Source organism: Methylocystis sp. (assembly GCF_051062815.1).
GTDB lineage: Bacteria > Pseudomonadota > Alphaproteobacteria > Rhizobiales > Beijerinckiaceae > Methylocystis.
Window position 1 is genome coordinate 96,641 of sequence record NZ_JBPFDU010000060.1, and the last position, 14,279, is coordinate 110,919.

10 protein-coding genes are annotated in these 14,279 nt (G+C 63.2%); 9 read left to right on the forward strand and 1 reads right to left on the reverse strand.

Annotated elements, in window-relative coordinates; translation table 11 throughout:
- Nucleotide 1: 1 nt before the first annotated feature.
- Nucleotides 2-2,257, reverse strand: coding sequence for a PBP1A family penicillin-binding protein (locus tag ACR65W_RS09765; protein WP_434499692.1), 2,256 nt, complete (start codon nt 2,255-2,257; stop codon nt 2-4).
- A 233-nt stretch (nt 2,258-2,490) separates the two neighbouring features.
- Here ACR65W_RS09765 and ACR65W_RS09770 point away from each other — a divergent pair, with 233 nt between their 5' ends.
- From ACR65W_RS09770 to glgA, 9 genes are all read left to right on the forward strand, one after another.
- Complete coding sequence (locus ACR65W_RS09770; protein WP_434499693.1) at nt 2,491-2,838, forward strand: type II toxin-antitoxin system RelE/ParE family toxin; 348 nt, start codon at nt 2,491-2,493, stop codon at nt 2,836-2,838.
- Complete coding sequence (locus ACR65W_RS09775; protein ID WP_434499694.1) at nt 2,838-3,131, forward strand: Fis family transcriptional regulator; 294 nt, start codon at nt 2,838-2,840, stop codon at nt 3,129-3,131. The genes ACR65W_RS09770 and ACR65W_RS09775 overlap by 1 nt, the downstream gene beginning before the upstream one ends.
- Before the next feature lie 72 nt (nt 3,132-3,203).
- Nucleotides 3,204-3,980 carry a hypothetical protein gene (locus tag ACR65W_RS09780; RefSeq protein WP_434499695.1) on the forward strand — a complete coding sequence of 259 codons (777 nt, stop codon included), beginning with the start codon at nt 3,204-3,206 and terminating at the stop codon, nt 3,978-3,980.
- Nucleotides 3,981-4,317: 337 nt separating this feature from the next.
- A complete protein-coding gene (dnaN, locus tag ACR65W_RS09785; protein WP_434499708.1) occupies nt 4,318-5,436 on the forward strand; it encodes a DNA polymerase III subunit beta in 1,119 nt (372 codons plus the stop codon).
- Nucleotides 5,437-5,474: 38 nt separating this feature from the next.
- Nucleotides 5,475-6,341 (forward strand): OmpA family protein, encoded by an 867-nt coding sequence (locus ACR65W_RS09790; RefSeq protein ID WP_434499696.1) that lies wholly within the window; start codon nt 5,475-5,477, stop codon nt 6,339-6,341.
- 99 nt (nt 6,342-6,440) lie between these two features.
- Complete coding sequence (locus ACR65W_RS09795) at nt 6,441-8,936, forward strand: glycogen/starch/alpha-glucan phosphorylase (RefSeq protein ID WP_434499697.1); 2,496 nt, start codon at nt 6,441-6,443, stop codon at nt 8,934-8,936.
- A gap of 190 nt (nt 8,937-9,126) precedes the next feature.
- On the forward strand, nt 9,127-11,319 hold the full coding sequence (gene glgB / locus ACR65W_RS09800) for a 1,4-alpha-glucan branching protein GlgB (protein WP_434499698.1): 2,193 nt from the start codon (nt 9,127-9,129) through the stop codon (nt 11,317-11,319).
- 195 nt (nt 11,320-11,514) lie between these two features.
- Nucleotides 11,515-12,777: a glucose-1-phosphate adenylyltransferase gene (gene glgC, locus ACR65W_RS09805; protein ID WP_434499699.1), complete on the forward strand. Its 1,263-nt coding sequence runs from the start codon at nt 11,515-11,517 to the stop codon at nt 12,775-12,777.
- Nucleotides 12,774-14,231, forward strand: coding sequence for a glycogen synthase GlgA (glgA, locus tag ACR65W_RS09810; RefSeq protein ID WP_434499700.1), 1,458 nt, complete (start codon nt 12,774-12,776; stop codon nt 14,229-14,231). The genes glgC and glgA overlap by 4 nt, the downstream gene beginning before the upstream one ends.
- Nucleotides 14,232-14,279 lie beyond the last annotated feature (48 nt).

Below are 14,279 nucleotides of genomic sequence, written 5' to 3' on the forward strand. Positions count from 1 at the left end.
CTCAGCCGCCGCCAAAAAGATCCTCGAAAATGCTTCTTTCCGGCGCCCCGCGCCTCTGCCGCGGCCGTTCGATCGAGCCGACCGTCGGGATGTCTTCCGGCGGCAGAAGATCGTCGATCGCGCGCGGCGGCGACCTGGGCGGAGCGTCGCGGGGCGCGGGCCACGCCGGCTGCGCCTGGGCGACAGGCGGTTGCTCGGGCGAGCCGGCGGGGATTGGCGCAGGCGGTCGCGGCGCCGGCGCCGTTCTCGCGGATTGCGGCCGCGGCGCGGGCCTCGACTCCCCGGTGAACAAGCCGATGAGGTCATCCATCGGCTTGGCGATCTCCTCGGGGAGCGCAATGTTCTCCGACCGCCAGGCGCCCGAGGGCAGTCCGGCGAGGGGCTGGCCCTTCAAAGCGACGCTCATGAAGCGGCTCCAGATTTCGACCGGCAGATTGCCCCCGGAAGCTTTTTTCGTCGGCGAGTTGTCATCGTTGCCGAGCCAGACGCCGGCGACCAGCCGGCCGGTGTAGCCGACGAACCAGGCGTCGCGGAAATCCTGGCTCGTGCCGGTTTTGCCCGCGGCGTCCCATCCCGGAAGCTCGGCCTTGCGGGCGGTGCCGGTGAGCAGCGTCTCCCGCATCATGTCGTTCATCATCGCCACATATTGCGGGGCGATGACGCGGCCGAGCGACGCGTTCTTGCGCTGATAGAGAGTCTTGCCGGCGGCGGTCTTCACCTTGAGAATGACATGCGGCTGGACGCCGATCCCGCCATTGGCGAAGGGCGTATATGCGGCGACGAGTTCGAGCGGCGTCACCTCCGACGTGCCGAGCGCGATCGAGGCGTTCGCCTGCAGGTCGGACTGGACGCCGAGGCGATGCGCGGTCTTCGCCACGGCCTTGGGGCCGACTTCCAGGCCGACGCGCACGGCGACGGTGTTGAGCGACAGCGACAGCGCCTTGGCGAGGGTGACGGGTCCGAGATACTGGCGGCTGTAGTTTTCGGGGCGCCAGCCTTTGACGTCGAGCGGACCATCCTCGCGCACGGACTCAGGGGTGAGCCCCTGTTCGAGCCCCGTCAGATAGACAAAGGGTTTGAAGGCGGAGCCTGGCTGGCGTTTCGCCGAGACCGCGCGATTGAACTGGCTGGCCGAATAGTCGCGTCCGCCGACGAGCGCTCGAATCGCGCCGGAGGGATCGAGGGCGACGAGCGCGCCCTGGGTGACGCCGAATTTCGCGCCTTTCTCGTCGAGTTCCTGCTTGAGCGCGCCTTCCGCCGCCATCTCCATGCGCGCGTCGATCGTCGTCGTGACGACGATATCCCGGTCGATGGCCCCGATCGTGTCGTCGAGCATGTCCATGACATAATCGGCGGCGTAATTGATCGACCCGCCGCCGATGTCCTGGCGGGCGCGCGCCGGATGCGAAAGCGCCGCCTTCGCCATCGCCTCGGTGATGTGGCCCTCCTGCGCCATGGCGGCGATCACCTGCGCCGCGCGCTCGGCCGCTCCCTCCGGATTGCGATCCGGCGCAAGCTTGCTCGGCGCCTTCATCAGCCCGGCGAGGACGGCGGCTTCAGACAAAGTGATGGTTTTCGCGCCATGGCCGAAGTAGCGCTCGGCCGCGGCCTCGACGCCATAGGCGCCGGAGCCGAAATAGACGCGGTTGAGATAGAGTTCGAGGATTTGGTCCTTTGAATATTTGTGCTCGAGCCAGAGCGCGAGGATCGCCTCCTGGATCTTGCGCGAGATGGTTCGCTCCTGGGTCAGGAACAGGTTTTTGGCGAGCTGCTGCGTCAGGGTCGAGCCGCCCTGCATCCCGCCGCGCCCCGTGACGTTGCGGACAATGGCGCGGCCGATGCCGATCGGATCGACGCCCCAATGCGAATAGAAGCGGCGATCCTCGATGGCGATGAAGGCTTTGGGGACATAGGGCGGGAGGTCCGCGAGCCGGACCGCCGCGCCGCCGGTGTCGCCGCGGTTGGCCAGAAGCTCGCCGTTCATGTCGAGGATGGCGATATTGGGCGGGCGCTTGGGCACCGCCAGCTGGTCGATCGGCGGCAGTCGCGAGCCGTAATAGACGGCGAGGCCGCCTCCCGCGATCGCCCCCCAGAGCGCCAGCGTGAAGCTCCAATAGATGAGCGCGCCAAAGAGCGAGCGCGAGCGCCGCGTTTTCTTGCGCGCGCGCGGGCGGGGCGGCGGACGGCGCTCGGCGCGCAATTCGCCGTCTTCGTCGTCGTCGAACCGCGGTTCGCGACGCTTGTCGCTGCGCGCCATCGGGTTGCTCGCCTGTCGCCGCCGCACGGGCCGAAGTGCCTGATGAAGCGTAACGAAGGCCGTTTAAGGGCGGGTTAAGGGCGGGCGGGACTTCGTTGTGTGATCTTGTGAGATTTTAGGAAAACCAATCAGGAAGATAGTCGGATAACGATGCGACGCATGACGATGACGCAGCGTAACAGCGAAGAATTTGCTTGCATTAATGTGTCAATTTTGGCACACTAAGCCACTTGATGATTGACCGCACCAAAAAATTGCCGGCGCGGTTCTATGTGAACCCGGCAGGCCGGATACCTGTCCGAGAGTGGATTCTCGAATTGCCGCAGGCCGACCGTCACAGGATTGGCGTCGACATTCAGAGAGTGGAATTTGGGTGGCCGATCGGGCGACCGCATTGCGCGCCACTTGGACATGGCTTGTGGGAAGTGCGCAGTGCGCTGGACAGCAGCCGCATTGCGCGGGTGATTTTCTGCATGGGCGAAAGCCATATGATTTTGCTGCACGGCTTCATCAAGAAGACGCAAAAGACGCCGCAGACGGACATAGACCTTGCCCTGAAACGCAAGAAGGAGGTGAGCTAATGGCGCAAAAAAAGAAAGGCGACGTGAGCGACGAGACCTTCGATGAATTTCTCTCCAGCCAAGGCATGTTGGAAGCTTGCGAAGACCACGCAATCAAGGAGATGATTGCGGAGCAGCTTGCCGCCGCGATGGCGGAGCAAGGTCTAACCAAGGTTCAGATGGCCGCGCGAATGAAGACCAGCCGCCGCCAGCTCGACCGCCTTTTTGACCCTGCTATCCCGTCTGTCACGCTCGACACGTTGCGCCGCGCGGCGCAGGCCGTTGGCCGTTCGCTGCGTATCGAATTAGTGTGAGCATCTTCGCCATACGAGCGTCACTCGACAGACGTCCAAAGCGGGATCGGTAGGCTAAAACAGAGAATCACAATGCGCGACGTTCTGAAGGTCACAGTGCCGAAGGCGCGCATAATGGCGATGCCCGCGCGTGAAAGAGCAATGTTTTTATTGCTCGGATACGCAGCAAATCAGGTCGCTTTTTACACAAAGATCGCAATCCTATCGACCAACTACAATTCTTCTGATGCCGTTGAAAACACTCTTTCAGCAGCCCAAAGCATAATGATCCTTCGTACTGTCGCGGGTATTCTGCACGAAACTTGGTCTGGCGTAATCACTAAGCATTTTTTGAATTCTCCAGAAGGGCGGGTATATATTGACGATATGGATAATCAGGGGAAAGAAGCGCTGGCCAATCTTAAAAAGCTTTTCGGCAAGTCTGGTTTGTTGGCCGCAATCCGCAATGACTTTGCTTTTCACTACCCCAAGGACGACGATATCGAGGCGGCTTGCCAGCTAGCGGCGGCTGATCCAGAGACGGATGCAGACTGGCATTGGTATTTTGCGAAGTCCGGCTGGAACTCATTTTATTTTCTGAGCGAGATCATCGTCATGCACGGCGTTTTACAGAGCGCTGGATGCAGCAATTTTGCGGAAGCACAGCAGCGCCTTCAATCCGATATCCGGACAGCGAACAATGAAATGGTGACGTTGCTTCAATGTTTGATTGCAGCCATGTGGTCGAAAAATGTCGCGAACGAGTTTGAGGCAACCGTTGTCGCAAAGTTGCATAACGCGCCTAACTTATTTGAATTCTCACTGCCTTATTTTTTCGACGTTCCTGAGGGGGATTTACCTCAAGGATAGAAAGCACCGATCCCGGCTTTCTCGTAATTCGTGACTTCCGCCAAGCAAGTCCCATTGCAAAAGTTGAGCTTCCTTATGCTGTCATCGAGCGGGTGTGTAACCAGCCCATGCTCCCAACGCTAACCCATAGCTGATAGGCTCTATTATCTCCCGCCTCGGCGGATGGCGCAAAACTCATTGCGGTCGCTCACGGCTCCGCTGACCCTCGCACTTATGCACAATCATTCGCTTAGATCGTCACCCGCCCTTGCGCTCCGCGTCCTGCCGCGCCAAAGTCTCCGCCCCGACGCGGCGACCTGCCGCGCCGCAAGAAAATATGCGGACGGATTTCCCGGCGATGAAGGTCACCATCGAGAGAGCGGCGCTGTTGCGGGCGCTCGGCCATGTTCACCGCGTGGTGGAGCGACGCACGACCATTCCGATCCTGGCGAATGTGCTGCTGTCCGCCAAGGACGGAGCGCTGACGCTCAAGGCCACCGATCTCGATCTGGAAATTACCGAGAAGACCCCGGCGGAAGTCTCCCAACCCGGCGCGACGACGCTGCCGGCGCATACGCTCTATGACATCGTGCGTAAACTGCCGGAAGGCGCGCAGGTCTCTTTGGAGGCGACGGGCGACGCGGGACAGCTGACGTTGCGCTCGGGGCGTTCGCGGTTCAACCTCTCGAGTCTTCCCGAAAGCGACTTTCCCGACGTCACCTCCGGCGACTTCAGCCATAAATTCGCGCTCGTGCCGGCGGATCTCAAGCGGCTGATCGAAAAGACGCAGTTCGCCATCTCTTCCGAAGAGACGCGCTACTACCTCAACGGCATCTATCTCCATACGCTCGACGTCGAGGGCCGGCCGATGCTCCGGGCCGTCGCGACCGATGGGCATCGTCTGGCGCGGCTGGAGCTTCCCGCGCCCGAAGGCAGCGCGGGCATGCCGGGCGTCATCCTGCCGCGCAAGGCCGTCACCGAAGTGCAGCGTCTCATCGAGGACGCGCAAGGTGAGGTTTCAGTCGAGCTTTCGATCAACAAGATGCGCTTCACGTTCGGCGACGCGCTGCTGACGACCAAACTGATCGACGGCACGTTCCCCGATTACGGGCGCGTCATTCCCGCCGGCAACGACAAGCGGCTCACCGTCGAGCGCGACGTCTTCGCCAAGGCGGTCGATCGTGTTTCGACGATCTCCTCGGAACGCGGACGCGCCGTCAAGCTCTCGCTCTCCGAGAGCAAGCTCGTGCTGTCCGTCACCAATCCGGACCAGGGCTCGGCGGTCGAGGAGCTCGAAGCCGACTATGACGGGCCGCCGCTCGATATCGGCTTCAACGCCCGCTACCTCTTGGACATCACCCAGCAGCTCGACAGCGACACGGCGCTGTTCAAGCTCGCTGACCCCGGATCGCCGACGCTGGTGCAGGACCGCGACGGGGCCACCGCGCTCTACGTCCTGATGCCGATGCGCGTTTAGGTCTTGGAGAGACGCGTTCAGCCCGTTAGGGTCGGCGCGTGCTTGTTGAATTTTCTCGCCTCTGGCCATGGCTTCTCGCCTGTTTCGCCATCGGCGCCGCCGCCGGGGCATTGACTCGGCGCGCGCCCGAAAACGGCATCGTCGCCCGCTGGCTGGTGTGGACCGCGCTCGCTTTCGGCGTCGGCGTGCTTGTCGTTCGTCTCGGCGCGCTCGAGGCCGCCGCGCCTTTGGTCGAAGGCGCGCTCGCGGCCTATGCGGCATTGATTATTGGCGCCGCGCTCGGCGCGTTGGCGCGGCATCGGTCGATCTGGGCGCATGAGGGCTGGGCCGTAGGGCTGGTCGCCGCGTCGCTCCTCTGGGTCGGAGCGGTCGTGATCGGCCAGTCCGACGGCGAAGTGGGTCGCCGCTTTGCCGCGCCGACAAAAAGCGCGGGCGCCGACATTCAGCCCGCGAATTCGCCGCCCGCGACGTCGCCGCCTGCCGATGAAACGGCGACCGCCGGCGCGACCATATCGCCTGTCCACGCGCAAGGGCCGAGCGCGTCAGCCACGGCTGTATCCGGCGGCATGACGCTCGCCGATTGCAAAGCGGCGCTTGAACAATCGTCGACTCCGGGCGAACTCGCCTTTGCCAAAGGCAGCGCGCGGCTAACGTCTTCGTCGGCGCGCGCGCTCGACAAGGCGGCGGCGGTCATTCGTCGGTGCCCGGAATACGCGACGATCGAGATTAGCGGCCACGTTCGCGGTTCCGCCGCCAGAGCGCACAATGACGCGCTGGCGCAGCGGCGCGCGGCGGCGGCGACCGGCTATCTCCAGGGTCAGGGCGTCGGCGGACGCCGCCTCCTCGCATCCCACGGCGAACCGGATCAGGCGGAAAACCGCGCCCTCACTTTTGAGGTGCGATGATCGCGCCTAGGCGCCTCAACTTCAGGCGCCGGCGCGGCCCGGTAGCGCCAAATTCCAATTCTACCTAAAACAGCCGCTTCTGAGACATGTCCTTCTGAGATGTCTTGGACCGGAAATCCGGTCCGTCGCGAAAGGATCGACTTGAACGCTTTTGACCCGCCCGAGGCCGCTCACAAGGCCGTCGTCGCCGCGCTGCGCGACGACGTGCAGCGGCGCCTCACCTATACGGTCGGCAAGGACAACGCCGACGCCAGTCCGCGCGACTGGTTCGTCGCGACCGCGCTTGCGACCCGCGACCGGCTCGTACCTTCTTGGCTCGCGTCGACGAAGCGCAATTATCGGGAAGACCGGCGTCGCGTTTATTATCTCTCGCTCGAATTTCTCATTGGCCGTCTGCTCATCGACACGCTAACCAATCTCGGCCTGACCGAGGCGATGCGCGACGCGCTCGCCGAACTTGGCGTCGACCTCGATATGCTGCGCGCGCTCGAGCCTGATGCGGCGCTCGGCAATGGCGGGCTCGGGCGCCTCGCCGCCTGTTTCATGGACAGCATGGCGACTCTCGAAATCGCCGCCATGGGATATGGCATTCGCTACGACCACGGCCTGTTTCGCCAGACGCTCAAGGACGGCTGGCAGCACGAATATCCGGAAGACTGGCTCTCCTTCGGCAATTCCTGGCAATTCCCGCGGCCGGAAATCACCTATGACGTCGGCTTCTTCGGCCAAGTCGAAAGTTCGCGCCTCGCCGACGGCATGTTGGCGCATGTGTGGCGGCCGGGCGAAACCATCGTCGCCGTCGCCTATGACACGCCTGTCGTCGGGTGGCGCGGCAAACATGTCAACACGCTGCGGCTGTGGTCGGCGCGAGCGCCTGACGCGCTGCGCCTCGACGCTTTCAACCAGGGCGATCACGTGGGCGCGCAATCGGAGCAGGCGCGCGCCGAAGCGATTTCCAAAGTTCTTTATCCAAGCGACTCGACGCCCGCGGGACAGGAACTGCGGCTGCGGCAGGAATATTTCTTCGCCTCGGCGTCGCTGCAGGATTTGATCCGCCGTCACATGCGACAGACCGGCGACATCCTCAGGCTTGCCGACAAGGTGGCGATCCAGCTCAACGACACGCATCCGGCGATCGGCGTCGCCGAACTGATGCGGCTTCTCGTCGACGTCCACGGCGTCGAGTGGAAGGAGGCCTGGCGCATCACCCAGGCGACCTTCTCCTACACCAATCACACGCTCTTGCCGGAAGCGCTCGAAACCTGGCCGGTGCAGCTGATGGAGCGGCTGCTGCCGCGCCACATGCAAATCATCTATCTCATCAACGCCATGCATCTCGACTGCCTGCGCGCCAAGGGCGCGAGCGACCCGGCGACGCTCTCCTCCGTGTCGCTCATCGACGAGCATAACGGACGGCATGTGCGTATGGGCCATCTGGCGTTTCTGGGTTCGCACAAGGTGAATGGCGTCTCGGCGTTGCATAGCGCGCTGGTCAAGGAGACGGTGTTCAAGGATTTCCATCGGCTCTACCCCGACCGCATCGTCAACAAGACGAACGGCGTCACCTTCCGCCGCTGGCTGCTCGAGGCCAATCCGCCGCTGTCGCGATTGCTCGCCGACACGATTGGCGCGGGCGTCTTCGATGAGCCGGAAAGACTGATCGAACTCGAGAAATTCGCCGACGACGTCGAGTTCCAGAACCGGTTTGCGGCGGCAAAGCGCGAAAACAAGGCGCGCCTGGCGACGACGATCTTCGAGCGCGTCGGCGTCAGCGTCGATCCTGCCGCGCTCTTCGACGCGCAGATCAAGCGCATCCATGAATATAAGCGACAGCTTTTGAACGTGCTTGAAGCCGTGGCGCTCTATCAGGACATCATCGCGCAGCCGGCGCGCGAATTCGCGCCGCGGGTGAAGATCTTCGCCGGCAAGGCGGCGGCGAGCTATCATCAGGCGAAGCTGATCATCAAGCTCGCGAACGATGTGGCGAAGGTCGTGAACGCCGATCCGGCGGCGCGCGGGCTTTTGAAGATCGTGTTCCTGCCGAACTACAATGTGAGTCTCGCCGAGACGATCATTCCGGCGGCCGATCTTTCCGAGCAGATTTCGACCGCCGGCATGGAGGCGTCGGGCACCGGCAATATGAAATTCGCGCTCAACGGCGCGCTCACCATAGGCACGCTGGACGGCGCCAATGTCGAAATAAGGGAGCGCGTTGGCGACGACAATATCTTTATCTTCGGCCTCACGGCGCAGGAGGTGGAGGAATGCCGCGCGAAGGGCATCGACGCGCGCGAGACGATCGCCGCCAGTCCGCGTCTCGCCGAGGCGTTGCGGGCCGTCGCTGGCGGCGTCTTTTCGCCCGACGATCCGCATCGCTACGCGCAGCTTGTCGATACGCTCACCTATTACGATCACTTTCTCGTCGCCAAGGATTTCGACGCTTACTGGGAGGCGCAGCGCCGCGTCGACGCGCGCTGGCGAGATCAGAAGGCGTGGCGGCGGGCGAGCATTCTCAACACGGCGCGGGTGGCATGGTTTTCCTCCGACCGCACGATCCGCGAATATGCGCAAGAGATCTGGAATGTCGCTGTGTGAGGCGCAGTTCCCTCTCCCTATGGGAGAGGGTGGCCCCGCGAAGCGGGGTCGGGTGAGGGGTTGCTTTTGCTTTTCCTCGCCAAACCGTTGGCGGCTCTCATAAGTTGCATGTGTGTAGCCCCTCACCCGGCTTGCTGCGCAAGCCACCCTCTTCCAATGGGAGAGGGTTGACGCGAAACGATTCCGACTGATGGACTGGCGCGCTTCCGCAGACGACATCGCCGCAATCGTCGGCGCGCGCCATGGCGACCCGTTCGCGCTGCTCGGCCTGCATGAAACGCCCGCGGGCTATGTGATCCGCGCGTTCGTTCCAGGCGCGACGAGAGTGGAGGCGATTGCGCCCGCCATGATCGCGCCGCTCGAACGCGTTCACGCCGATGGCTTCTTTGAAGGGGTGACGCCGCTGAAGGCGCGCGCGCCCTATCGCCTTGTCGCCTCTCACGACGCGGCGCGATGGGAATTCGCCGACCCTTACGCATTTTCGCCGGTGCTTGGTCCCACAGACGACCATCTGCTCGTCGAGGGCGCGCATCAGAAGCTCTATGACAAGCTCGGCGCGCATGTGCTGACGCATGAGGGCGTGGAAGGAACGCATTTCGCCGTCTGGGCGCCGAACGCCAGGCGCGTCTCCGTCGTCGGCGACTTCAACCAATGGGATGGGCGACGCGCGCAGATGCGCAAGCGGATCGACAGCGGCGTCTGGGAGATCTTCGTTCCCGGCGTCGGCGCCGGCGCGAATTACAAATATGAAATCATCGGGCGGCATGGCGAGCTCTTGCCGCTCAAAGCCGACCCGCTCGGCTTCGAGGCGGAGCTGCGCCCTTCGACCGCTTCCGTCGTCGCGTCGAGCGCGTCCTATCACTGGGGCGACGAGAGTCACATGCGCGCGCGCGCCAATTTTGACCCGCGACGTTCGCCGATATCGATTTACGAGGTTCATCTGCCGTCGTGGCGGTGTGGCGAAGACGGGCGCTTCCTGACCTATGACGAACTCGCCGATCAGCTCGTGCCCTATGTCGCCGATCTCGGCTTCACCCATATCGAGCTGATGCCGATCAACGAGCATCCGCTCGACGCCTCCTGGGGCTATCAGCCGATCGGGCTCTTTGCGCCCACGCGCCGGCACGGCGATTCCTATGGCTTTCGCCGTTTCGTCGATCGCGCGCATCAGGCGGGCCTCAGCGTCATTCTCGACTGGGTGCCGGCGCATTTTCCGACCGACGAACATGGCCTCGCGCAATTTGACGGCGGGCCGCTCTATGAGCATTCTGATCCCAAGCGCGGTTTTCATCCCGACTGGAACACCGCGATCTATGATTACGGACGGCGCGAGGTGGCGAATTTTCTCATCGCCAGCGCGCTCTATTGGCTCGATCGCTTCCACATCGACGGGCTGCGCGTCGACGCCGTCGCCTCCATGCTCTATCTCGACTATTCGCGAAAGCCGGGCGAATGGTCGCCCAATCCCGACGGCTCCAATGACAATCGCGACGCCGTCGCCTTTCTTCAAAGGTTCAATGCGCTCGTCTACGCGCTTTATCCCGGCGTCGTCACCATCGCCGAGGAATCCACCGCCTGGGCCGGCGTGACCCGGCCGACCTATGCGGGCGGACTCGGCTTCGGCTTCAAATGGAACATGGGGTGGATGAACGATACGTTGCGCTATCTCTCATCCGACCCTGTCCATCGTAAATGGCGTCATAACGAGCTGACCTTCGGTCTGCTCTACGCCTTCACCGAGAATTTCGTGCTGCCGATCTCCCACGACGAGGTCGTGCACGGCAAGGGCGCGATCGTCGGCAAGATTGCCGGCGACGAATGGCGCCGCTTCGCGACCGCGCGCGCCTATTACGGATTCATGTGGGGCCATCCCGGCAAGAAGCTCCTGTTCATGGGCCAGGAGTTTGGTCAGACGGGCGAGTGGAATTTCGCAAGCGGCCTCGACTGGCGCCTGCTCGATTTTCCCCCGCATCGCGGACTTCAAGCGTTCATCCGCGATCTCAACCGCATCTATCGCGATCACGAAGCGCTCTATGCGCGCGATTGCGAGGCCGAAGGCTTTCAGTGGATCGTCGCGGACGACGCGGAGAGTTCGGTATTCGCCTTCGCACGTTTTGGCGCGGATCGTTCCCACGCGATCGTCGTCGTAACGAATTTCACGCCGGTGATGCGCGATGCCTATAAGCTCGGCTTGCCGCGCGCGGGACGCTGGCGTGAACTCGTCAATTCCGACGCTGCGGTCTATGGCGGCTCGGGACTTGGCAATCTCGGCGCCATTCATGCGCGCGCCGAAGCGTTCCGCGACTTTCCCGCGAGCGCCGATATTCTTCTGCCGCCGCTCTCGACTCTCTTCTTCGCATTCGAAAGCGATGAACTAAAATGAATATCGAATCGAGTGAGATGATGAAGATGTCCGCTTCAAGAGACTGGGGCAGGGGGTTCCTCATCCTGAGGAGGCCCGAAAGGGCCGTCTCGAAGGACGAGGAAACCCCGAGAAGCGACAAGCTTCGCCCTCGCGCTTCGAGACGCCTGCTGCGCAGGCTCCTCAGCATGAGGGCCAAGTTACGGGGAACTGGCGATGTCCGCCTTTGAAAATCCGCCCCTCGCGCGCCACGCCATGGCCTATGTCCTTGCCGGCGGCCGCGGCGCGCGGCTGATGGAATTGACCGACAGGCGCGCGAAGCCCGCCGTCTATTTCGGCGGCAAGTCGCGCATCATCGACTTCGCGCTCTCCAATGCGCTCAATTCCGGCATCAGGCGCATTTGCGTCGCGACGCAATACAAAGCGCACAGCCTCATCCGCCATTTGCAGCGCGGCTGGAGCTTCTTTCGCACCGAGCGAAACGAGAGCTTCGACATTCTGCCGGCGAGCCAGCGCGTTTCCGAAGACCACTGGTATCTCGGCACGGCGGACGCGGTCTATCAGAACCTCGACATCGTCGAGAGCTATGATCCCAAATATATCGTGCTGCTCGCGGGCGATCACGTCTACAAGATGGACTATGAGCCCATGTTGCAGCAGCATGTCGATCATGGCGCCGACGTGACGATCGGCTGTCTCGAAGTTCCGCGCGCCGAGGCGTCGGGTTTCGGCGTCATGCATGTCGACGACAACGACCGGATCATGTCGTTCATCGAAAAGCCCAGCGATCCGCCGGCGATGCCGGGACATCCCGACCGCGCCCTTGTCAGCATGGGTATCTATGTGTTCGAGGCGAAGTTTCTTTACGAGCAATTGCGCCGCGACGCCGCTGAGACGCTCTCGACGCATGATTTCGGCAAGGATGTGATTCCCTACATCGTCTCGCACGGCAAGGCGGTCGCGCATCATTTCGAGCGCTCCTGCGTGCGCGCGGCGAGCGAACCGAACGCCTATTGGCGCGACGTCGGCACGGTGGACGCCTATTGGGCGGCAAATATCGATCTCACTGACTTCACGCCGCAGCTTGATCTTTATGATCGCAACTGGCCGATCTGGACACACGCCGAAATCACGCCGCCGGCGAAATTCGTGCACGATCAGGTCGGACGGCGCGGACAGGCGCTGTCGTCGCTCGTCTCCGGCGGCTGCATCGTTTCCGGCTCGACGCTGCGCCGAACGCTGCTCTTTACCGGCGTGCGCGTGAATTCCTACGCGACCGTCGAGAACGCCGTGGTCCTGCCCTATGTCGACGTCGGCCGCTCGGCGCGACTCACCAATGTCGTCGTTGACCGCGGCGTGCAGATCCCGCAGGGACTTATCGTCGGGGAGGACCCGGAGTTCGACGCCGCGCGTTTTCGCCGCACCGAGGGCGGGATCTGTCTCATCACCCAGCCGATGATCGACAGGCTCCGCGCATGAGCGTGTTGCGCGCGCTGGCCATCGCTTCGGAAATGGCGCCTTTCGTCAAGACCGGCGGACTCGCCGATGTCGTCGGCGCGCTGCCGCATGCGCTCGCCGCCGAAAACATCGAGCTGCGCACGCTCATTCCGGGCTATCCCGACGTACGCGCCACGCTGGGCGCGGGCGAAACGGTTCTTGAGTTCGATGATCTCTTCGGCGGCCCGGCCTGGATTCACGCGGCGCGGCATAACGGAACCGCGATCTATACGTTGATCGCGCCGCATCTTTATGCGCGCGAAGGCGGACTCTATACAGGACCGGACGGCGCCGATTATCCCGACAACGCCTTCCGCTTCGCGGCGCTCGCCTGGGCGGGCGCGCAGATGGGGCTCGGCGCGCTCGATGAATTTGCGCCCGACGTCGTGCATGCGCATGACTGGCAGGCGGCGCTCGCGCCGGCCTATATGCATTATGCGGAGCGGCCGCGGCCGGCGACGATCGTCAGCATTCACAATATCGCCTTCCAGGGGCAATTCCCCAAAGAACTGCTGGAGCCGTTGCGACTGCCGCCGCGCGCCTTCGATATCGACGGCGTCGAATATTATGGCGCGATCGGTTTCCTGAAGGCTGGCCTGCAACTCGCCGACCGCATCACTACCGTATCGCCAAGCTATGCGCGCGAGATCGAGACGCCGGAATTCGGCATGGGCCTCGAGGGGCTGTTGCGCGCACGCGCGGATCGCGTGAGCGGCATATTGAACGGCGTCGATGAAGAGACGTGGGATCCGGCAACCGACGCGCATCTCGGAACGCGTTATGATCATTGGAGCCTGCCGTCGCGCGCCAGGAACAAGGCGGCGCTGCAGAAGCGTTTGCGGCTGGGCGTCGATCCCGACGCCTTTCTCATCGGCGTCGTCAGCCGGCTGTCCTGGCAGAAGGGGCTCGACCTGCTGCTCGACGTTTTGCCGCAGCTCATGCGCGGCCGCGCGCAACTCGCGCTGCTTGGCGCTGGCGACAAGACGCTTGAAGAGGGATTTGCGGCTGCGGAGGCGGCGCATCCGGGCCGTGTGGGCGTTCATATCGGCTATAGCGAAGAGCTTGCGCATATGATCCAGGCGGGCGCCGACGCCTTTCTCGTGCCGTCGCGCTTCGAGCCTTGCGGACTGACGCAGCTCTATGCGCTACGCTATGGCGCCGTGCCGATCGTTTCGCGCGTCGGCGGGCTGAAAGATACCATCGTCGACGCCAACGAGATGGCGCTGCAGGCCGACGTCGCGACCGGCCTGCAATTTTCGCCGACGACCGCCGAGGCGCTCGCCATCGTGCTGCGCGAAGCCGAGCGCCTTTTCGAGGACGCCGAGACGTGGCGCAAGATTCAGGTCAACGGCATGAGAACGGACGTCTCCTGGCGCAATCCGGCGCGCCGCTACGCGAAGCTTTTTGAGGACGCGGTCGCCGCGAAGATTGGGTGACTGTTTCGGCAACAAAGCCCCCTCCCTGTCCCTCCCCCGCTTTCGCGG